This window comes from Streptomyces sp. NPDC058662 (assembly GCF_042716255.1).
Taxonomy (GTDB): Bacteria; Actinomycetota; Actinomycetes; order Streptomycetales; family Streptomycetaceae; genus Streptomyces.
The window spans coordinates 15,545-36,272 of the sequence record NZ_JBHXRU010000065.1 but is presented as its reverse complement, the minus strand read 5'-3'; the positions used below and the strand labels follow the sequence as shown (position 1 = coordinate 36,272).

General features: G+C 74.3%; 19 protein-coding genes. 8 read left to right on the top strand and 11 right to left on the bottom strand.

The window, feature by feature from the left end:
• The 6 genes from ACFWUQ_RS21655 to ACFWUQ_RS21630 all read left to right on the top strand — a co-directional run.
• Positions 1–1,007: tetratricopeptide repeat protein (locus tag ACFWUQ_RS21655; protein ID WP_384540363.1), on the top strand; the 1,007-nt coding region annotated here is incomplete at its 5' end.
• A 9-nt stretch (positions 1,008–1,016) separates the two neighbouring features.
• Positions 1,017–2,678 carry a protein phosphatase 2C domain-containing protein gene (locus ACFWUQ_RS21650; RefSeq protein ID WP_384540361.1) on the top strand — a complete coding sequence of 554 codons (1,662 nt, stop codon included), beginning with the start codon at positions 1,017–1,019 and terminating at the stop codon, positions 2,676–2,678.
• 162 nt (positions 2,679–2,840) lie between these two features.
• Complete coding sequence (locus ACFWUQ_RS21645) at positions 2,841–4,187, top strand: VWA domain-containing protein (protein ID WP_384540359.1); 1,347 nt, start codon at positions 2,841–2,843, stop codon at positions 4,185–4,187.
• Positions 4,188–4,234: 47 nt separating this feature from the next.
• A complete protein-coding gene (locus ACFWUQ_RS21640) occupies positions 4,235–5,260 on the top strand; it encodes an FHA domain-containing protein (protein ID WP_384540356.1) in 1,026 nt (341 codons plus the stop codon).
• Positions 5,261–5,368: 108 nt separating this feature from the next.
• Complete coding sequence (locus ACFWUQ_RS21635; protein WP_384540354.1) at positions 5,369–6,037, top strand: HAD family hydrolase; 669 nt, start codon at positions 5,369–5,371, stop codon at positions 6,035–6,037.
• Positions 6,034–6,885 carry a DUF1932 domain-containing protein gene (locus ACFWUQ_RS21630; RefSeq protein ID WP_384540351.1) on the top strand — a complete coding sequence of 284 codons (852 nt, stop codon included), beginning with the start codon at positions 6,034–6,036 and terminating at the stop codon, positions 6,883–6,885. Before ACFWUQ_RS21635 ends, ACFWUQ_RS21630 begins: the two co-directional genes overlap by 4 nt.
• Positions 6,886–6,918: 33 nt before the next feature.
• Here ACFWUQ_RS21630 and ACFWUQ_RS21625 read toward each other — a convergent pair whose 3' ends face one another.
• The 4 genes from ACFWUQ_RS21625 to ACFWUQ_RS21610 all read right to left on the bottom strand — a co-directional run bounded on the left by ACFWUQ_RS21625 (position 6,919) and on the right by ACFWUQ_RS21610 (position 10,872).
• On the bottom strand, positions 6,919–8,418 hold the full coding sequence (locus ACFWUQ_RS21625) for a hypothetical protein (protein ID WP_384540348.1): 1,500 nt from the start codon (positions 8,416–8,418) through the stop codon (positions 6,919–6,921).
• A 34-nt stretch (positions 8,419–8,452) separates the two neighbouring features.
• Positions 8,453–9,034 (bottom strand): guanylate kinase, encoded by a 582-nt coding sequence (locus ACFWUQ_RS21620; RefSeq protein ID WP_384540345.1) that lies wholly within the window; start codon positions 9,032–9,034, stop codon positions 8,453–8,455.
• Positions 9,035–9,102: 68 nt separating this feature from the next.
• Positions 9,103–9,726 carry an AAA family ATPase gene (locus ACFWUQ_RS21615; protein WP_384540343.1) on the bottom strand — a complete coding sequence of 208 codons (624 nt, stop codon included), beginning with the start codon at positions 9,724–9,726 and terminating at the stop codon, positions 9,103–9,105.
• Between the two features lie 153 nt (positions 9,727–9,879).
• Positions 9,880–10,872 carry a methyltransferase domain-containing protein gene (locus ACFWUQ_RS21610; protein ID WP_384540341.1) on the bottom strand — a complete coding sequence of 331 codons (993 nt, stop codon included), beginning with the start codon at positions 10,870–10,872 and terminating at the stop codon, positions 9,880–9,882.
• Between the two features lie 124 nt (positions 10,873–10,996).
• Between ACFWUQ_RS21610 and ACFWUQ_RS21605 the strand changes: the two genes are divergently transcribed.
• Positions 10,997–11,401 (top strand): globin, encoded by a 405-nt coding sequence (locus ACFWUQ_RS21605; protein WP_384540338.1) that lies wholly within the window; start codon positions 10,997–10,999, stop codon positions 11,399–11,401.
• Between the two features lie 41 nt (positions 11,402–11,442).
• On the opposite strand, the gene ACFWUQ_RS21600 is transcribed toward ACFWUQ_RS21605, so the two are convergent.
• Genes ACFWUQ_RS21600 through ettA form a run of 3 tightly spaced genes read right to left on the bottom strand, consistent with a single transcriptional unit; the run spans position 11,443 to position 14,421 of the window.
• Complete coding sequence (locus ACFWUQ_RS21600) at positions 11,443–12,297, bottom strand: hypothetical protein (protein ID WP_384540336.1); 855 nt, start codon at positions 12,295–12,297, stop codon at positions 11,443–11,445.
• Positions 12,294–12,749, bottom strand: a complete 456-nt coding sequence (locus ACFWUQ_RS21595; protein ID WP_384540333.1) for an acyl-CoA thioesterase — start codon at positions 12,747–12,749, stop codon at positions 12,294–12,296. The genes ACFWUQ_RS21600 and ACFWUQ_RS21595 overlap by 4 nt, the downstream gene beginning before the upstream one ends.
• Before the next feature lie 7 nt (positions 12,750–12,756).
• Complete coding sequence (gene ettA, locus ACFWUQ_RS21590; RefSeq protein WP_384540331.1) at positions 12,757–14,421, bottom strand: energy-dependent translational throttle protein EttA; 1,665 nt, start codon at positions 14,419–14,421, stop codon at positions 12,757–12,759.
• Between the two features lie 290 nt (positions 14,422–14,711).
• Here ettA and ACFWUQ_RS21585 point away from each other — a divergent pair, with 290 nt between their 5' ends.
• On the top strand, positions 14,712–15,158 hold the full coding sequence (locus ACFWUQ_RS21585; RefSeq protein WP_384540328.1) for a hypothetical protein: 447 nt from the start codon (positions 14,712–14,714) through the stop codon (positions 15,156–15,158).
• Between the two features lie 138 nt (positions 15,159–15,296).
• Here the strand turns inward: ACFWUQ_RS21585 and ACFWUQ_RS21580 are convergent, their stop codons facing one another.
• The 4 genes from ACFWUQ_RS21580 to ACFWUQ_RS21565 all read right to left on the bottom strand — a co-directional run bounded on the left by ACFWUQ_RS21580 (position 15,297) and on the right by ACFWUQ_RS21565 (position 20,726).
• The gene (locus tag ACFWUQ_RS21580; protein WP_384540325.1) at positions 15,297–16,772 is read right to left on the bottom strand and encodes a bifunctional phosphatase PAP2/diacylglycerol kinase family protein; all 1,476 of its coding nucleotides are present in this window, start codon (positions 16,770–16,772) and stop codon (positions 15,297–15,299) included.
• Between the two features lie 51 nt (positions 16,773–16,823).
• On the bottom strand, positions 16,824–17,930 hold the full coding sequence (locus ACFWUQ_RS21575) for a thioester domain-containing protein (RefSeq protein WP_384540322.1): 1,107 nt from the start codon (positions 17,928–17,930) through the stop codon (positions 16,824–16,826).
• 386 nt (positions 17,931–18,316) lie between these two features.
• Positions 18,317–18,724, bottom strand: coding sequence for a single-stranded DNA-binding protein (locus ACFWUQ_RS21570; protein ID WP_384540319.1), 408 nt, complete (start codon positions 18,722–18,724; stop codon positions 18,317–18,319).
• 97 nt (positions 18,725–18,821) lie between these two features.
• A complete protein-coding gene (locus ACFWUQ_RS21565; protein ID WP_384540317.1) occupies positions 18,822–20,726 on the bottom strand; it encodes a GTPase in 1,905 nt (634 codons plus the stop codon).
• Positions 20,727–20,728: the final 2 nt, after the last annotated feature.

Genomic DNA, 20,728 nt, shown 5'->3' with positions numbered 1-20,728 from the left:
GCCCCCGGCGGGCCCCGGCGCCGCCCGCGCCGGCGACGTGGGCGGCGCCCCCGGCGGTCCCGTCGACGGCAGCGCACCCGTCGGCCACCACCCTCGACGCACGCGACACCGCGCTGGCCCTGCCCGTACCGCTGGTCGACGCGGGCGACCCCAACGCCGGCTTCCTGGCCGGACTGCTGGCCTCCGCCCCGGCCGACCTGCTCGGCGCACTCGGCTCGGCGCCGGCCGACTCCGCCGAGTTGCGGCTGCGCGAGCTGCGGGCCCGGCTGGAGCTCGGCGAGCTGCCCTTCGCCGTCCGCGCCCTGGCGGAGCTGGAGGCCCGGTACCCCGACGACTGGCGGGTGGTGTGGGCGCGCGGGATCGCCTCCCTGGCCGCCGGCGAGGACGAGATCGCGGCCCTGTCGTTCGACGCGATCTACGACGCCTTCCCGGGAGAGCCCGCCCCGAAGCTGGCCCTCGGACTCTGCGCGGAGGTGCTCGGGCAGCTGGACAACGCCGCCGAGTACTACCGCCTCGTCTGGACCACCGACCCGGGGTTCGTGAGCGCGGCCTTCGGGCTGGCCCGGGTGCAGCTGGCCGCCGGCGACCGCGCGGGAGCGGTGCGCACGCTGGAGTCCGTACCGGAGGCGTCCATCCACTACACCGCCGCGCGGGTGGCGGCCGTACGCGCACGTCTGCGCGACCGGACCCCGCAGGAGCCGCTGCTGCCCGATCTGGTGGCCGCCTCGGAGCAGGTGGAGGCGCTCCGGCGGTTCGGTCTGGACCCGGAACGGCGGGAGCGCCTCGCGACGGAGGTTCTGGGCGCGGCCCTCGACTGGGTACTGTCGGGTAGCCGGGGTTCCGACCCCGGCCGGACCTCGCTGCTCGGTAGCCAACTGGACGAGCGGGGCCTGCGCTTCGGCCTGGAGCGCTCGTACCGTGTCCTCGCACGGCTGGCACAGCGGGGCGAGGAAAGGATCGAACTGGTGGAGCGGGCAAACCGTTTCCGTCCCCGGACGTGGGTGTGATTGATGTCGATGCATCGGCCGTCTGGCTGCCCCAGCTGCGCGGAACCGCTGGAGGAGGGTGATCGTTTCTGCGGCGTCTGCGGCTACGCCGTCGCCGGTCCTCCACCGGCCCCGGCCGGGGACCATCCCACGATCCCGGTCCGGCCCGCGCCGCGCGCCGCGGACGGCGGCCACGGCGCGTCGGCCGCCCGCGGGGGCCACGGCCTCGCCGAACCCGCCCCCGGGTGGGGCAGCGTGGCCGCGGCCGCCCCGACCCTGGTGGGCGACCCGGCCGACTGGGCCGCCACGCCCCCGGCGGAGCAGCGGCCGGGGCGGGAACAGGAACCGGATCCGGAGCAGCGGGCGGAGCCGGGAGCCGGGTACCCGGCCCGCCCCGCGTCCGCCGGGCCCGCGCCGGCCCGCTACGACCTGCCCGGCGGCGGCACGCCCCCGGAGGGAGCCCCGTGGGGCCCGCCGGAGCAGCACCAGGGCGCCGGCGCGGACGGCGCCCGGACCCCGTACGACGTGCCGGGCGACCACACCCCGCCGGAGGGCACCGGAACCGGCACCGGCACCGGCACCGGCACCGCGCAGGAGAGCCCGTACGCCTCCCCCGCCCCCGGGGCGCCGTGGAGCGGGCCCGGGGGCGCGGGCCCGGCGAGCGACGGGAGCGCGCCGGGCGACGGGGACCCGTACGGCGCCGCCCCCCACGCGCCGGACGGCGCCGGCACCCCGCCCGACGGCGCCCCCTCGGCCGCCGGCGCCGGCCGGACCTGTGTCGCCTGCCGGGCCGGGCACGTCGACACCGACGGCTACTGCGAGCACTGCGGGCACGCGCAGCCCCGGGAGCGGGACCACCAGGAGGAGGAGCTCGGGAGCGTGGCCGCGGTCAGCGACCGGGGCCTGCGCCACCACCGCAACGAGGACTCCTTCGCCGTGGCGGCCACCGCCCTGCCCGACGGTTCCGCCGCGACCGTGGCCATCGTCTGCGACGGCGTCTCCTCCGCCAGCCGCCCCGACGAGGCGTCGGCCGCCGCGGCCGGCGCCGCCAACGAGGCCCTGCTCGACGCGCTCCCGCGCGGGGCCCACCCCCAGGAGGCCATGCACGAGGCGATCCTGGCGGCGGCCGCCGCGGTCAACGCGCTGGCCCCGGAGGTCCCGGGCGCGCAGAACGCCCCCGCCTGCACCCTGGTCGGCGCCGTGGTCAGCGGCGGGCTGCTGACGATCGGATGGGTCGGCGACAGCCGCGCCTACTGGGTCCCGGACGACCGCGCCGCGCTGCCGCGCCGTCTCACCGAGGACGACTCGTGGGCCGCCCAGATGGTCGCCGCCGGCCTGATGGGCGAGGCCGAGGCGTACGCCGACGTCCGCGCGCACGCGATCACCGGCTGGCTGGGCGCCGACGCGTACGAACTCGAACCGCACACCGCCACCTTCAAACCCGACCACCCGGGCGTGGTCGTGGTCTGCACCGACGGCCTGTGGAACTACGCGGAGTCCGCTCGCGAGATGGCCCAGGTCCTGCCCTCGGACGCCGCCGCGCGCCCCTTGCACAGCGCCCAGGTCCTGGTGGGGCACGCGCTCGACGGGGGTGGCCACGACAACGTCACCGTGGCGGTCGTACCGTTCGCCGCGCAGCCCGGCGCGCGACCGCAAGCGGAGGCGGAAGCGGAGGCGCGCCCCCGGGGCTGACCGGGCGTTCCGGGCGGGTCGGGCCGGCCCCCGGGGCCGAGCCGCTGCCCGCCCGGGGCCCCGGCCCGCGCGCCGGATCCGCCCGACCCGCACCGCCCCGCCCGCCCTCCCGTGCCCGCCCTGCCCCGCCCCGGCCCGACCGAGCCCCCAGGAGCCCAACCGATGGCGAACTTCGCCAAGCCGAGCGCCCCGCGCTTCAGCGTGGAGGTGTACCAGAACGAGTTCCTCCCCGAGGGCGGGCGGGACGTCCACGCCATCGTCACGGTGACCTCCACCGGCGGGGCCACCGCCACCACCGCGCGCGTGCACGGTCAGGACGCCGCCGTCGTGATCATGGTCGACTGCTCGGGCTCGATGGACTACCCGCCCGACAAGATGCGCGGCGCCCGCGAGGCCACCGCCGCCGCGATCGACACCCTGCGCGACGGCACCTCGTTCGCCGTGATCGCCGGTACGCACGCGGCCAGGGAGGTCTTCCCCGGCCGGGGCCGGCTCGCGGTCGCCGGCCCGGCCTCCCGCGCCGAGGCGAAGGAGGCGCTGCGCGGCCTCAGCTCCGGCGGCGGCACCGCCATCGGCACCTGGCTGCGCCTCGCGGACGGACTGCTGCGCGGCTCCACCGCCACCATCCGGCACGGGATCCTGCTCACCGACGGCCGCAACGAGCACGAGGACCCGGCCGTGCTCCGCGCCACCCTCGACGCCTGCGCGGGACGCTTCACCTGCGACGCCCGCGGCGTGGGCACCGACTGGGAGGTCAAGGAGGTGACGGGCATCGCGAGCGCGCTGCTCGGCTCCGCCGACATCGTCGCCGACCCGGCGCACCTCGCCGGGGACTTCACGCGCATGATGGAGAACGTCATGGGCAAGGAGGTCGCGGACGTGGCCCTGCGGCTGTGGACGCCCGTCGGCGCGGAGATCCAGTACGTGAAGCAGGTCGCACCCTCCGTCCAGGACCTGACCGGCCGCCGCGTCGAGGCGGGACCGCGGGCGGGCGACTACCCGACGGGATCGTGGGGGGACGAGTCCCGCGAGTACCACGTGTGCGTGCGCGTGCCGAGCGCGGCCGTGGGGCAGGAGATGCTCGCCGCCCGCGCCTCGCTCGTCCTGCCCCCCGCGGCGGGCGGAGCCCCGGCCGCGGGCGGGTTCCCGGCCCCCGCCCTCGCCCAGGGCCTGGTGCGCGCGGTGTGGACGAAGGACCTGGCCGCCTCCACCGCCATCCACCCGCAGGTGGCCCACTACACCGGCCAGGCCGAGCTGGCACAGGCCATCCAGCAGGGCCTGGAAGCCCGCAAACTGGGTGATGTGGACGGCGCCACGGCCAAACTGGGACGCGCCGTACAGCTCGCCAGTGTGTCCGGGAACGCGGACACTGCCAGACTTCTCTCGAAGGTGGTGGATGTCGTGGACGCGGTGGCGGGTACTGTGCGGCTGAAAGCAAAGGTCGCGGACGCCGACGAGATGACCCTCGAAACGCGTTCCACACAGACCGTCCGAGTGAAGAAGACCTGAGAACACCTGACGCGATGCCGCAGGGAGAAGAAGGGGGAAGCGCCGCCATGCCGACCTGCCCGAACGGGCACCAGTCCGCCTCCGACGACTGGTGCGAGGTCTGCGGCCACCGCATGGCTGCCACCGAGGGGGCGCCCGCCGCGCCCTCCTACGGCTACGGCTTCCCCCCGACCGGCGGCGCCCCGACCGCCCAGGCAGAGCTCTGCCCGCAGTGCCGCACCCCGCGCGAGGCCATGGCCCCGTTCTGCGAGGAGTGCCGGTACAACTTCCTGACGCGTACGCCGACTTCGTACGCCCCGCCGGCCCCGGACACGGGCGCCCACGGCGGCGGCCCCCACGGCGGAAGCCCTCACGGCGGCGGCGCCCACCCGCCGGCCCCGCAGCCCGGGCCGCCCCCGGCCCAGTACTCCCAGGACCACTTCGACTACCAGGGCTCACGCCCGTCCCGCGTCAACCGGCCCGCCGAGCCGCTCCAGCGCGAGGACGACTGGCTGCTGCCGCCCCCCGGGCACGAGCAGCCGCAGCCCCAGTACCAGCAGCAGCCCCCGCCGCCCCCGCAGCGGGAGTACCCCCAGCAGACGCACCAGTACCAGCAGCAGCCCCCGGCCCCGCAGCCGCGCCCACAGCAGCAGCCCCCGCAGCAGCACCAGCCCTTCTCGCCGCACGGCGGGTCCTGGAGCGCGACGATCGGCCCCGACCGCTCGTACTTCATGGCGATGATGCAGCGCAGCGGCCCCGAGGCGGCCGGCCTCAACCTGCCCGCGTACTCCCCGGAACAGCACCTCCCCCTCTCCGGCGGCCAGATCACCATCGGCCGGCGCCGCGCCTCCACGGGCGAGTCCCCGGACATCGACCTCGCGGTCCCGCCGGAGGACCCGGGCGTCTCCCACCAGCACGCCGTCCTCGTCCAGCAGCCCGACGGCAGCTGGGCGGTGGTCGACCAGAACTCCACCAACGGCACCACCATCAACGGCGGTGAGGACCCCATCCAGCCCTACGTCCCGGTCCCCCTCACCGACGGCGACCGCGTCCACGTAGGCGCCTGGACCACCATCACCATCCACCGCGCCTGACCCCCCGGGCCCGGACGTCCGGCCGCCGGGCCCGCACCACGGGGGCCGGCGGCCTTCCGCTGTCGCTCCAGGCGCACGCGGCCCGGACCCGCGTACTAGTCTGCGCGTGTGCAGTGCCTGGCCCTCTTCGACCTCGACGACACCCTCATCAACCGCCGTCGTGCGCTCGAAGCGGCGGTGGCCCGTCTGGCCGATCGCCATCACCTCGGCGTCGACGCGTACGAGGCGGTGCTCGCGCGCCTCACCGAACGTGCCGGCGTCGAGGACTTCTCGGTGGTAAGGAGCCGCTACGGACTGGCCGTCTCGGCCGAGGGCCTGTGGCAGGAGTACGTGGCGGACATGGCAGCCACCAGCGTCTGTCCGGACGAGGTCCTCGACGGGCTGGACGAGCTGAGGGCAAGGGGTTGGCGTGTCGGCGTCGTGACGAACGGCGCCGCGGACATCCAGGGGGCCAAATTGCGCGCCACCGGCATCGCACCCCGCGTGCACGGGGTGTGCGTGTCCGCGGAGCTGGGGTTCCGGAAGCCCGACCCTCGCATCTTCGCCGCTGCAGCCGGTCGGTGCGGTGCGGCCCCGGAGCGCGGCGGGTGGATGGTCGGTGACGACCCCGTCAAGGACATCGTGGGCGGCCGTTCCGCCGGACTCGGCACTCTGTGGATCAGCGGCACATTCGACTGGCCGACCGTCCTGCCCGCCCCCGACCGAACGGCTGCCACGGCGCTCGCGGCCATCCGGCAGCTCCTGGACCGGAGCCCCGGCGGAGGACGAAGCCGATGACGGAATCCGCTACCACGGTGGCACTGCTGCACCCCGGCAGCATGGGGGCCGCCTTCGGCGCCCAGTTGCGCACCCGGGGGATCACCGTCCTGTGGTGTCCCGACGGCCGCAGCGCCGCCACCCGGCAGCGCGCCGACGACGCCGGGCTCGAACCCGCCCCCTTCTCCTGCCTCCTGGACCGCGCGGACATCGTCCTGTCCCTGTGCCCGCCCGCCGCGGCAGAGGAGCTCGCCGCCCGTGTCGCGGCGTACGGTTTCGCGGAGCGGACCTATGTCGAGGCGAACGCGGTCTCCCCGGACCGCGTCGAACGCATCGCCGCCCTCCTCCCCGACGCGACGGTCGTCGACGCCGCGGTGATCGGCTCGCCGCCCGTCGGGGGGAAGACGCCCACGCTCTACCTCTCCGGAGACCCCTCGCGTACCGGCGCGGTCGAGCGTCTCTTCGCCGGTACGGACGTCCGCACCAGGACCCTGGGGGTCGAGGCGGGGGCCGCCTCGGCGCTGAAACTCGCCTATTCCAGCTACCAGAAGGCGTCCCGCGTCCTCGCGGCCTTCTCGTACGCCGCCGCGCAGGCGCACGGTGTCGGCGAGGAGCTCCTGGCCATCGCGGCCAAGCGGATGGGCAGCTACCTCACCGAAATCGACTACATCCCGAAAACGGCCGCCCGCGCCTGGCGCTGGGGCCCCGAGCTGACCGACGCGGCCGCCCTGTTCCGCGATGCGGGTCTTCCCGACGAGATGATGCTCGCCGCCTCGGCCGCACTCGACGGCTGGGGCGCGGCGCGCGACGCCGACCTCACTGTCGAGGAAGCCCTCGCACTGCTCCGGCGGCTCCCGCCGGAGGGATGAGGCGGCCTCGGTCGCGCCGGGGAAGGCACCGGGTCAGCGGACGAGCTTGCGGATGACGATGCCTACGGTGAGGGTCGTGAAGAGGAGTCCTCCTCCGGCGCAGCACACCGCGAGCAGTGTCCAGGCGTGGGTCTTCAGCTCGGACGGGGCCCCCATGCCCACGTTGAGCCACAACGCGCAGGCCAGAGTGAGGGCCTTCCCCGCGGCCACCAGGTCGAGCAGGCCCGCGCCCCGCGGTCCCCGTGCGGCCCCGGAGAGGTGCAGGAGTACTCCTGTGGACAGCATGGCGGCGCCCAGAGTGCGCGCAGGATTACGGGCTCGAACACCCCACCCGAGAACTCCCCCGAGCAGTCCCCGGCCCGCAAGGCGTCGGAGCAGGGGTCGTTCGGCGGCCTCCCGCTGTCGAGTGAAGTAGTACAGCTGGTCGCCCTCTGACATGCGCCTGCGCCGGGTGAGGGTGGACCGTACTGCCTCCAGCGCGCCGGGGCTCACCCGGGTGAACACGCGATCCATGAAGCCCGTGACCTGCTCATCGCTGCGGAAGACCACGTCGCCGAGATCCACTTCCTGGACGCTGCTCGTGCCCGCGAGCCGGAACCTGGCCGGACCGGTGGGTACCGCGAGTGCCCTGACCGCCGTGTCCGCCAGCTCCACGACGACCGGAGACCCGTCATCGGCGCTCGCGGCGAGGCTGGAGAGGGTGGAGGACCGGAAGACGAGTTCCGCGGTGCCGGCGGCAGCCGGGTGCGCATCGTCCTCGGCCGGCTGCCGACGCTGCGCGGGCACGGTCGCCACATGGCGCAGTCCGCGGACCACGACCGCCCCTCGGACCTCGCTGTCGAGCAGCGCGCTCGCCTCGCCCGGCACCACCATGCCGTTGATGCGCAGGCCGTCTCGGCACCGCACACCCGTACCGCGGAAGGGGGCGTCCACGCGTACACGCCGCAGGAGCAGGGCGGACACGTCGACCTCGTCGAGTGTGAGGGACTCCAGCCACAGGTCGTCGAGGGTGACGGTCTCCGTGACGTTCACGTTCTCCAGGGACACCCGCGGCTTCCGCTGGCGGCCGACGGCCGCCTGGCTGCGCAGGGACACCGTGGCCGCCCGCAGCCGCTTGAGCTGGACGGGCCCGCGCATCGCCGCGATCTGCACCGAGTCCGAGACCCGCACGCCCTCGAAACGGGTCGGGCCGCAGGAGTGCACATCCAATGCCTCCAGGGTCGATTCGCTGACGTCGACCTCGGTACTGCGCGGCGTGTTGCGGACGATCAGTCGGCCGATTCGGGAATTGCTGACCTGCAGGGCGTCGGCCGTGCAGTGGTCCACGACCAACTCCTCGATGACGCACGACCGTACGGTGACGGCGCCGGCCACGTTGACCCGGTTCAGCGCCAGCCGGCCGGCCGAGAGCGAGTCCAGGACGAGAGGCTCGTCGATGTCCCGCTGTCTGATGGTCAGATCACGCCCATGTCCTGCCGCTGCGTCCAGCTCCGCGGCACGTGCCAGCTCGGCCAGCGTGCTGATCGTCGCCATCCGTCTCCCCCACCTCGATCCACGACCCGACCCGCTATCCGGCCGGCGACCGTCCAGCGGTCGCGTCATCCCCCAGAAAGGCGGCCAGACTCCCGGCCGGTACCTCGTCCCGCCCGGTGTCCGCGCGGGCTCGCAACACCAGGGCCGCGGTGTCGGCCGGAGCTGTGCGGTCGGTCCGCAGCAGGAGGTCGAACGGCTCTTCCCCGCCGGGTACCGCGCCCAGGTCGGCCAGCGCCTCGTCCCAGGCGGCGAGACGGTCCGCCGTGTCCCGGTCGCCCCGCCCCCGGGACCGCTGCTCACACACGTCGCGGGGCACCCACAGAAGTACGCGCAGCCACGGCTCGCGGACGGCGGCGTTGAAGGTGCGCAAGTGGTCGACGCTTCCGAGGTGCACCAGAGGGATCCGCCCGGCCCCGGTCATCGCGTCCAGATCCGCCCGGTCCACCGCGTACGTGTTCCCGTACCTCTCGGTCTCCAGCACCAGCCGGCCGGCGGCGCGCAACGCGTCCAGCTCGGCACGGTCCGCCATGCGGTAGCCGGTTGTCCGGCCGGCGCCCACCTTGATCTTGGGCAGTTGCCCGTAGCGGGCGTCCAGGGCTGCCAGCGCGGCACTCACTGTGTCCTTGCCCGCTGTCGGAGGGCCGAAAAGCACCACGCCGCCGGGCCTCCCGCCGTTCCGCGCGTTCACGCCTGGTCCTCCCGGTACCGGCCGGACAGGACGAGGGCCACCGACTCCACCTGCTCGGCGAGCGGCGTCATCGCGGTGATCCGGTTGTCGACGAGGTGGAACTCCCCGACCGGGCGCCGCTCCAGGGAGATCGACGCGAGGTACCTCCGCCAGTTCGCGAGTTTCCACGTGTCCCGGGCCGCGTTGCGCGAGGTGAGCCGTTCGCGCATCGACGACGCGTCACTGTCGACCCACACCACCTCCAGCCCTGCGCCCAACCGTGCGCAGTGCCTGCGCGTGCGGACGGCCCACTGCTCGTCGACGACTTCGCCGAGGAACGGCGCGACGGCCACGACCGGTACCCCGCACTCAAGGTTCTCCCAGCACGCCTTCATCAGGGACTCGTACTCCAACGGGCGCACGCTCTCGGCATAGACGCTGCTCTGCCGGTCGTCAGGGTCGCCGTTGAGGTGGGTGAGCAATGACTCCGTCAGGGGCCTGGTCAACGTGTCCTTGTCCAGCAGCGGCCAGCCGGTCGCCTGCGACATCATCTTGCCGGCTTCCGATTTGCCGGATCCGGCGTATCCGGCGACGAGGACGAGGGCGATCCCGTGCTCGGACGGCTCAGAACCGATACTCAACGCTGCTCCCCCAAGGACGTGACGCGGGCCTTCCACCCGGGCACCATATCCGCAACTGATCAAACATGCCCCGGAGTTCGCATTCCGGCGACCACCGGTGACCGCTGCCGGGCGTCCCCGACCGCCCGCGGGCCTCCGGTCCGGGGCGGCGGTCTACGGAGTGTCCGGGGACAGGGGCCAGACGTACGGGCCCTGGGGGTCGTCGAGCCAGGACCACTGGCCTTCGGGGGTGACCGTGACGCCGAAGCGTTCGCGGGGCGGGCGGCCCTCGGCGCGCCACAGGTCCAGGGCCTCGCGGGGGTGCAGGACGCCCCAGGTGAGGACGAGCATGAACTGGAAGCGCTCGTTCTCCACCATCTCGTACGGGAGCCCCCGCACCGCCTCCGCCGGCGGGGGCGGTGAGGCCGTGGCCCCGCGCAGGGGGACGAAGTAGGCCGGGGTGTGGAGGAAGCGGCCCTCCGCGAAGCCCGCGTCCCGGACCGTGAGGGCGATCAGCCCGGTCGACAGTGGGGCCAGGATGCGCGCGCCGGGGCGGCACTGGCCGAGCCAGGCGGGCGGGATCAGCGGCAGGGTGCAGGTGACCATGATCCGGTCGAACGGGCCCCGGGACGGGCAGCCCCTCGCTCCGTCGCCGGTGACCACGGCGGGCCGGTAGCCGAGCTGGGCCAGGTGCGCCCGCGCGGACTCGGTGATCTCCTCGTCGAGGTCGATGGTGGTGACGAGGCCGTCGCCGAGCCGGTGGCACAGGAGCCCGGCGTTGTAGCCGGTGCCGGCGCCGATCTCCAGCACGTTGTCGCCGTCGCGTACCTCCAGCGCCTCCAGCATCTTCGCCATGAGGGAGGGCTGGCTGCTGGAGGAGAGTAGTTCGCCGTCGCGCAGGCGGGTCGCGAGCGGGGCGTCGGTGTAGACCCCGCGCAGCCAGCGGGCCCGCTGCTCGGGGTCCGGGTCGTCGGCCCACAGGCGCTCGTGGCCGGCCCCGCGGCCGGTCCAGAAGTAGGGGACGAAGACGTGCCGGGGCACGGCGGCGAAGGCGGCCCGCCAGGCCGGGTCGTCCAGCGCACCGGCGGCGGTCAGCTCCCGCACCTGGGCGGCGTGCGCGGTCTCCCGCAGATCGCGGGCCGCGGTACGTGGGGTGTGTGCGCCCATGTCTCCACTGTGCTGCGGGAGGCTCCCGCGTGCGACCGCGCGGGGTCGGCGGGCGTTCCGCGGGCCCCCGGTGAGGGGTCCTAGGACCCGGGTCCTCCGTCCGGGCGTCTGAGACGATGGTCGGGTGAATGAGATTCCGCGGGGCACGCTGCAGGAGCAGACCTTCTACGAGCAGGTCGGTGGCGAGGACACCTTCCGCCGCCTCGTCCGGCGCTTCTACCAGGGGGTCGCGCAGGACCCGCTGCTGCGCCCGATGTACCCGGAGGAGGACCTGGGCCCCGCCGAGGAGCGCTTCGCGCTGTTCCTGATGCAGTACTGGGGCGGCCCGACCACCTACAGCGAGCACCGGGGACACCCGCGCCTGCGGATGCGGCACGCGCCCTTCCAGGTGGACGCGGCGGCGCACGACGCCTGGCTGAAGCACATGCGGGTGGCGCTGGACGAGCTGGGGCTGGCGCCGGAGCACGAGGCGCAGCTGTGGAAATACCTGACGTACGCGGCCGCTTCGATGATCAACACGGCGGGCTAAAGGGCCCGGGCCCCTCGCCCGCTCCCGCGCGAACTCGCGGGTCAGACCGGGCGGACCTGGAAGGCGCCCAGGCCGCCGGGACCGCCCGCGTCCGCGGGGCGGCGGGTGGCGACGGAGCCGTACGGGGTGCGCAGCCGCAGCCAGCTCCCGGCGGCGAGCAGTGCCAGCGGGGCGGGGACGGCGGAGCCGGAGCCCGCGGCGGAGGCGGACACGGCGGCGGAGCCGGAAGCAGCGGCGGCAGCGGTGCCGGCTGCGGAAGCTGAGCCGGCTGCGGAAGCGGCCCCCGGCGCGGAACCGGCGGAGCCGGTGTGTGCGGAGGCGGGGACGGGTGCCGGCGCGGCGGCCCGTACCGGGCGCAGGAAGCCCAGGGACTGGGCGGCGTGCGCGGCGCGCAGCGGGAGTTCGGTGTCGCCCAGTGTCCGGGACCAGATCTCCCGGCCGATACGGTCCCGCTCGGCCCGGGTGCGGTGCTGCGGGGGCAGGGCCTCGTCACGGGCCCGGAACTCCGCGACGGAGGCGGCCACGGCCGCCCGTACGCCGTCCGGGGCGGGCAGGCCGGCCAGCTCCCGCCAGCCGCCGCGGGGCGGCAGCACCCCGGCCCAGGGCGGTCCGGTGACCGATCCGGGCACGGCGGCCGAGGCCGCCGCCTCGTCCACGGCCTCCAGCAGCTCGCCGGCGGAGACGGTCAGGTCCAGCGGCGCGGCGAGGGGTGCGGCGAGCCGCACCGTACGGATGGCCAGGACCTCGAAGGACGGCGGCCGGCCGAAGACCGCGAGCGCGCCGCCGCCCGCCTGGAGGCGGACGGCGGCGGCCCGGTCGTAGTGCACCAGCCGGCCCAGGAAGGCGGCGAGGTCGGCCGCCTCCCCGGGGTCGGCGAAGTGCAGCTGCTCGTTCATGCCGCGAGGCGTCCTTCCGGGCCGGTCGGCTCGTCGAGGTACTTCGCGAGGAAGTGCTTCTCCTCGGCCGTGATGCGGCGCGGCCGCCCCTCGGCGAGGTTGTACGGCACGACCACCGTCGAGGCGCGCACGTAGACCCTCTCGGGCTCGTCGCCGGTCGCCTCGTCCTTGACCTCGTAGCCGATGGTCAGGGACGCGGCGCCGATCCGGGTCACCCAGGACTCGATGAGCACCGGCTCGTGACGGTGCACGAGAGGCAGCTTGTAGTCGATCTCGTGCCGGGCCACGACGGACCCGCCCGTGAAGGACTCGCTGCCCTCCCCCGGCGCCAGCCGGAACATGAAGTCGATCCTCGCCTCCTCCAGGTAGCGGAGGAAGACCACGTTGTTCACGTGGCCGAAGGAGTCCATGTCCGACCAGCGCAGGGGGCACCGGTAGTGGTGTCTGGCCATGCTGACCTCAGCCTCGGGTGAGCTTCTTGTACGTGGCGCGGTGCGGACGGGCCGCGTCCGGGCCAAGACGCTCGATCTTGTTCTTCTCGTAGGACTCGAAGTTGCCCTCGAACCAGTACCACTTGGACTCGCCCTCGTAGGCGAGGATGTGGGTGGCGACCCGGTCCAGGAACCAGCGGTCGTGGGAGATGACCACGGCCGCACCGGGGAACTCAAGCAGGGCGTTCTCCAGCGAGGAGAGCGTCTCGACGTCGAGGTCGTTGGTGGGCTCGTCGAGGAGCAGCAGGTTGCCGCCCTCCTTGAGCGTCAGCGCCAGGTTGAGGCGGTTGCGCTCACCACCGGACAGGACGCCGGCCGGCTTCTGCTGGTCCGGACCCTTGAAGCCGAAGGCGCTGACGTACGCGCGGGACGGCATCTCGACCTGGCCGACGTTGATGTAGTCCAGCTCGTCCGACACGACCGCCCAGAGGGTCTTCTTGGGGTCGATGTTGGCGCGGCTCTGGTCGACGTACGAGATCTTGACCGTGTCGCCGACCTTGATGGCACCGGAGTCCGGCGTCTCCAGGCCCTGGATCATCTTGAAGAGCGTGGTCTTGCCGGCGCCGTTCGGGCCGATGATGCCCACGATGCCGTTGCGCGGCAGGGTGAAGGACAGGTCGTCGATCAGGACCTTGTCGCCGAAGGCCTTGGAGAGGTTGTTGACCTCGACGACGATGGAACCGAGGCGCGGGCCCGGCGGGATCTGGATCTCCTCGAAGTCCAGCTTCCGCATCTTGTCCGCCTCGGCCGCCATCTCCTCGTAGCGGGCCAGACGGGCCTTGGACTTGGTCTGACGCCCCTTGGCGTTGGACCGCACCCACTCCAGCTCTTCCTTGAGGCGCTTCTGGCGCTTCTCGTCCTTGCGGCCCTCGACCTTGAGGCGCTGGGCCTTCTTTTCGAGGTAGGTGGAGTAGTTGCCCTCGTACGGGTGCGCGCGGCCGCGGTCGAGTTCCAGGATCCACTCGGCGACGTTGTTCAGGAAGTAGCGGTCGTGGGTGACGGCCACCACGGCGCCCGCGTACTTCGAGAGGTGCTGCTCCAGCCAGTTCACCGACTCGGCGTCGAGGTGGTTGGTGGGCTCGTCGAGGAGGAGCAGGTCCGGGGCCTCGATCAGCAGCTTGCAGAGCGCGACGCGGCGCTTCTCGCCACCGGAGAGGGTGGTGACGGGCCACTCGCCGGGCGGGCAGCCCAGGGCGTCCATGGCCTGTTCCAGCTGGGCATCGAGGTCCCAGGCGTTGGAGTGGTCCAGGTCCTCCTGGAGCCTGCCCATCTCCTCAAGGAGGGCGTCCGTGTAGTCGGTCGCCATCAGCTCGGCGACCTCGTTGAAGCGCTTGAGCTTCGCCATGGTCTCGGCCGCGCCGTCCTGGACGTTCTCCAGGACGGTCTTGGACTCGTCGAGCTCGGGCTCCTGCATGAGGATGCCGACGGTGTAGCCGGGCGACAGGAAGGCGTCACCGTTCGACGGCTGCTCAAGGCCCGCCATGATCTTCAGAACGGTGGACTTACCGGCACCGTTCGGGCCGACGACACCGATCTTCGCGCCGGGCAGGAAGTTCAGGAAGACGTCATCGAGAATCACCTTGTCGCCGTGCGCCTTGCGCGTCTTGCGCATGGTGTAGATGAACTCAGCCAAGAGAAACCGTCCGGCAGATCGTGGGTGGGCAGATACACCCCATCTTGCCTGACGTCCATCCCCCGGGGGAAACGCGTATGGTCCCGGGGCCCTGACCTGGGCGCCGACCGGCGGGGGCCTGACGGTCGTGGTCGTCATTGGCCGTCGTCGGCCGTCCCTGGGCTCCCTCTGACGGCCCAGGGACGGCCCGGCTGCAGCCGCTCCGGGGCCCGTTCTCGCAGGTGACGGGTTAGCGGCCCCCTCCGGGAAACCGGCTTGCCTGCAGGGGTCACGTGCGGTCACATACGGCCATGAGCAGAATGGCGCAGGTCCTCGTGCTGGCTCGGTACGAGGACGAGGTGATGGAGCCGCTGACGCGGGACGACGAGTCGCGCACGTGGCGCGGCCGGTTCGAGCGAATCCCCGGCTGGTTCGTCGGCGGGTGGTACATCGAGTTCTTCCGGGAGAGCCAGCGCGTCGGGATTCTGAAGGACCTGGAGGCGCTGCCGTGGAACCAACCGTATTGCGTGCAGGTCATGCTCCACGACGAGGACGACGACTGCTTCGGGCTGTGGATGTTCCATGAGGGAAAACTGGTGGAGCTGCCGCTGCCGCGTACCGGGCGCTTCCATGAACCGGCCCCGCCCACGCAGGAGTACCCGCCGCGCCCCGGCGGCTTGTGGCGCACGGACGTCGGGCACACGTGGCTGCCCGAGCAGACCCCGGAGGAACTGCGGGATCCCCGCCAGGCCTGGTAGGCCCCGCTACCAGGCCGGCGGCCGAAACCCTCCGCGGCCGGGGGACGGGAGGGCGGGGGAACGTGGCACAGGGACGGGCGGGCCCCGGAGGGGCCTCGGCGGGAGCCCGGCGGGGCGGGGTGGGCTCCCGCGGGGGCGTCAGCGGGGGCGGTACACCGTGAGGGCGTCGGGGAGCTCGTCCAGCACCAGGCCGGCCGGGGCCTCGGCGTACTCGCCGTCGTACGCGAACGGCGTCCCCCGGGGGATGTCGCCGACGCGCAGGCTGCGCAGCCGGGTGGCCGCGTGGACGGGGGAGCGCGACAGGGGGCCCGCCAGCGCGGCGGCCAGCAGGCGGGGGCCGGGGCGGCCGCCGCCGTAGACGAGGCGGACGTCGAGCAGGCCCTCGCCGAGGCTGTCGCGGCGCCGGGGGGCGGGGCCGGTGCCGTGGTAGGTGCCGTTGCCCGCGAAGAGCAGCCACACGCTCCGGGGGCGTCCGGCGAGGCGCAGCCGCACGGGGCGCTGCGCCCGCAGGACCCGCCAGGCCGCCAGGAGCGCGGCGGGGCCGGCGCCGATGCGCGGGCTCCAGCGGAGCCGGTGGCCGAGCAGTTCGGGGTAGGCCCCGATGCTGAAGTTGTTCAGGAAGTACCCGGGCTCCCCGTCCGGTCCGGGGGTGAAGCGGCCCACACCGATGTGGACGGCGTGCCCCTCGGCGACGGCCAGGCAGGTGTCCTCGACCCCGGCCAGGCCGAGGTCCAGCGAGAAGTGGTTGAGGGTGCCGCCGGGGAACACCGCCAGCGGCACCCCGGCGCGCAGCGCGGCGGTGGCGGCGGCGTTGATCGTGCCGTCGCCGCCGCAGACCCCGAGGACGGTGGCGCGGGACGCGGCCCTCGCCAGCTCGGAGGCCAGCTCGGCGCTGCCGCACTCGACCAGCTCCGCCTTGGGGAGCCGTTCGCGCAGGAGGGTGAGTCCCGCGCTCGCGGCCGTTCCCGACCCGGTGTTGACCACCACGGTGAGGCCTTCCCCGTCGGGCAGAGCGGGCGCTCCGACGGCTGTCTTCTCGTCCCCCGGCACGATCCGGGCCTGCTGCACGTCCCTGGCGAGCCGTCGTACGACGAACCCGGCGGCCACCCCCAGCGCCGCACCCGCGAGCACGTCGGAGGGGTAGTGCACCCCGGTGTACACGCGGGAGAACGCCACGGAGGCGGCCACCGGCGCCACCGCTGCGCCCCAGCCCGGCGACTCCAGCGCCAGCCCGGCGGTGAAGGCGAAGGCGGAGGCGGCGTGCCCGGACGGGAAGGAGGTGGTCTGCGGCTGCGTCCGCAGTTGCCGTACGACGGGCACGCCGTGCAGCAGCGGCCGGGGCCGGCGTACGGACCACTTCCCGACCGTGTTGATCGTCGCGGAGGCCAGGGCCAGGGACGCGACGCCCCGCACGGCGGCCTTGCGCGCCCTGACCGATCCGAAGGCGGCGATCGCGGCGGCCGCGCCGCCCCAGAGCACCCCGTGGTTCGCCGCCCGCCCGAGCCGCGGCAGCACCCGGTCGGCGCCGGGCCAGTGGCGGAGGGCCACCGCGTCGAAGACCTGGCGGTCCCACCGGGCGACCGCGCCTTGCCACGTCAGTTCCTGATCAGCCATTTCTCGCCCTTACCCCGCGCACGGATCCGGAATCGGCAGCCTTCTCCCGAGCTATACCCGGGTGTCCTCCTCGTCCAGGGGGCGCTTGCGGAGCAGCAGGACCACCAGGCCGCCCAGGACCACGAGGCCCACCGCGAGGGAGGCGATGACCGGGGTGGCCGCCGAGCTCCCGCTGGACGCCAGCCGGTCCTCCTCGGGGGAGTCGACGGAGGCGAGCCGGGCCGCGTGCGGGCCCAGTCCCGCTGTCGCGCCCTGGCCGGGGGTCGTGCCGTCCGCCGCGGCCGCGACCGTGCCCGCTTCCGTGCCCGCCTGCGCCACCGGCAGCTCCGGCCAGAGCGCCGAGGCCGTGGCGGCGGCCGCCGACTCGCTGGACCCGGCCACGATCTGCGCCTGCGCGGGCACCCCGCTGGTGAACACCCGCCCGACCGGGACCTTGGTCGCGCCGTGCACGGTGACCGAGGCGAAGCCGTCCGGCGTGCCCGCGGGCACCTCGAAGTACAGCCGGCTCCCGTTGGCGGCGGTGCTCAGGGGCTTCCCGTCGGCGTCCACGACCCGCACCCCCATCGCGACGGCCGCCGCGTCCGGGACCACCGACACGCTCCGCGCGCCGGTGCGCACGGTCACCGGCCCGAGCCGGGTGCCCGCCGCCCCCGAGACGTCACCGGGGTCGAGCCGCAGCGAGGCCGGCGGCTCCGGCAGCAGGCCGGCCTTCCGCTGGAGGTAGTCGGCGAGCTTCTCCGCCGCCGGGTCGGCGGCTTCCACCCGCGCCCCGTCCGCCAGCCTCCAGATCGCCACCTGGGTGCCCGCCGCCGCGCTCTCGGCGGTGAGCGAGTCGGCGCCCGCCGCCTCGGCCAGTCCGGCCAGGTCGTTCAGCTGCGGGTAGGAGTGCTCCAGGACCCAGCGGATCCGGCCCGCTTCCCGGTTACCGGCGAGCGGGCTGCCGCTCCATCCGCTCTCCGTGTACCGGACCTGGGGTTGTGCGTTGCCCTCGACCCCGACGCCGTACGTCTGGAGCATGCCGCCGCCGTCGACCCGCATCTCGTACAGACCGGCCGGGATCTCCCGTACGGATCCGTCGCCGGAGTGCAGGACCGCCCGCCCGTACGTCTTCAGCCCGTCCAGCACGGCGCTCGCGCCCTCCGGCGCCCGTGGGGCCACGGGATCGGAGTCGGCGGCCGCCGACGCGCCGGGCGCGGCGGTGAGGGCCGCGGCCAGCAGGGCCGCCGCCAGCGGACGCCGCGCGGAGGCACGTACAACCGCATGCCCGGGGACGGCAGGACCGGCATCAAGGGCGGAAAGGATACGAACGGCAGGGACGGCAGGAACCGAAGGAACGGCAGGAGCCGGAGGGGCGGCAGCAGGCGGCGCGCCCACCGGACCGGGTGGAGCGGACGGGGCCGGCCCAGCCGTGGGAACCGGCGGATCGGCCCGGGGAGTGGAATCGGGAGCGGAGGATGCGGGAACGGCAATCGACACAGTCTTCCCCTTCGGGCCAAAGACCCAGGTGCCCGTGAGTACCGGGGAATCCTAACCGTCTCGAACACTCAGACCACCGCCGCCTTCTGAGTGGCCATCAGCGGCGTGTCCGTCTTGACGACCCGCCGGAAGGCCGCCGTGCCGCGGTTCAGGTCGTGTCCGATGGCCGTCGCGTCGATGTCCGCGGAGAACCACCGGTTGCCCTCCCCGTCGGGCGGGTCCTCACGCACCCGCAGGCGGCCGTGCACCACGAGCGGTTCGCCGACCGAAACGGACCCGGCGAGGTTCAGGGCGAGCGCCCGCCGCGCCCATACGGTGTAGAAGCTGGTGGGACCGTCCGCCCACGCGTCCTGGCGCCGGTCGAAGTACCGCGGGGTGACCCCGAACCGGAACCTCGCCGACGGCCCGTGCGGCGTCTCCTTGTAGTCGATCTGCGTGGCCACATGCCCGACCAGTGTCACCAGGGTGTCGTTCATCCCGGCCGCCCCCTCGCGATCCGTACCCGTACGGACCATCCGCACGGCGTACGACCCATGCTGGGGCCGGCCCCCGCCGCCCGCTCCGGCCTGTGGATTACTGGCGGGTTGTGGACAACCGCGTCCCCCCTGCGGCAACCGTCGCGTACTGCTCCCGCACCTCCCGGTAGCGCAGCAGCTCCGCCGCGACCGGCTCCAGCACCCGGGCGCGCCCGCACCCGGCCGCGGCCTGCCGCAGCCGCCGCTCCGCGTCCTGCCCGTACCGGCGGGCCGGGCCCCGGGCGGCGATCGAGCAGGCCCACTCCACCAGGGGGCCGCCGACGATGCCGGCCACCATGAGCAGCACCGGTGGCGTCAGCTTCGGTTCCAGGACGCCGGCGATCTGCCCGACCAGCCACAGCCCGCCGTAGATCTGCAGCAGCGTCATGGCCGCCTGGGCGAGCACCGCGACCGGCCACCAGGTGGGCCGCGGCGGCTTGGCCACTGCCGCGCTCGGCGCCGCGACCGCCGCGCCGAGGGTCACGGCCAGTTCGTCCAGGGCCTCCGGGAGCCCTTCGGCGCCGCGTACCGCCGTCTCCCGTACCGCCTGGGCCCACGGGTCGGGCAGGCCGGTGACCGCCTCGTCTGCGACGGCCCGTACGGCCTGCTCGACCCGCTGACGCGCGGTCACCTCCTCCTCGACCGGCACCTCCGCGGCCACCGCGCCCCGGCCGCCGATCGACGCGAGGGCGGCCAGGCCGGACAGCGTGCGCGGCGCGCGCCGGCCCTCGTACCAGCGCCACAGCCGCAGCCACGGCGTCCCGCAGGCCTTTCCGGCGTTGCGCCGCCAGGCCCGCTCGGCCGCGAGCCCGGCCGCGTAGGCCCCGACCGCTTCCGCGAGCCGGTCCTCGAACTCGGCGCGGGCCGCCTCGCCGATCTCCGGTCCCGCGTGCCCGTCGGCGACGTACAGCGGCCGCAGGCGTCCGGCGGCGCGGTCGACGTCGGCGGAGATGCGCCGGGTCGCGGCGCCCTTCTCCTGGGTGAACTGCGCGAGGAGTTCGCGCAGTTCCCCGACGCCCTCGCCGGTGAGCGCGGACAGCCCCAGCACCGTGGCGCCCGGCTCGCCGTGCTCGCCGAGCGCGATGCCGTCGTCGTCGAGGAGCCGGCGCAGGTCGTCCAGTACGAGGTCGGCGGACTCGCCGGGCAGCCGGTCCACCTGGTTGAGCACCACGAAGGTGATCTCCGCGTGTCCGGCCAGCGGCCGCAGGTAGCGCTCGTGGAGCACCGCGTCCGCGTACTTCTCCGGGTCCACCACCCACACCACCGCGTCGACGAGGGCCAGCACCCGGTCCACGTGGTCGCGGTGCGCGACGACCGCCGAGTCGAGGTCGGGCAGGTCGACGAGGACCATGCCGCGCAGGGCCTCCGACTCCGAGGTCTCGCGGGGGCGGCGGCGCAGCCGGCCGGGGATCTCCAGCCGGTCCAGCAGTCCGGCCGCGCCGTCGGACCAACTGCAGGCGATGGGTGCGGCTGTCGTGGGCCTGCGCAGGCCGGTCTCGGAGATCTGCACTCCGGCGAGTGCATTGAAGAGCGTGGACTTGCCGCTTCCGGTGGCGCCGGCGATCGCGACGACCGTGTGCTGCGGCGAGAGCCCGCGCCGGGCCGCGGCCTCGTCCAGCACCCGGCCGGCCTCGGCGAGGGTCTTGCCGTCGAGCCGGGTCCTGGAGAGTCCGACCAGTTGGCGCAGCGCGTCCAGTCGCAGGCGCAGTGCCTGCCCCTCGGGGCTGAGCGGCGGTGCGGCGACCTTGCCGCCGTCGTTGCCGGCGCCGGAGACGGCCCGCACGAGCGCCTCGTCGTTCTCGTCTCCCCCGTCGCGGTCGCCGTCCCCGTCGAGGCCGTCGTCGCCGTCGCGGTCGGAGCCCGGCCCGGCGTCCCCGGCCCGCCCGCCTGTGGCGCTGGGGCGCGAGCGTGCGATGAATCCGTCGTCCCAGCGGTCGTCGGTTCGGTCGGTCAGGGCAGTCACCG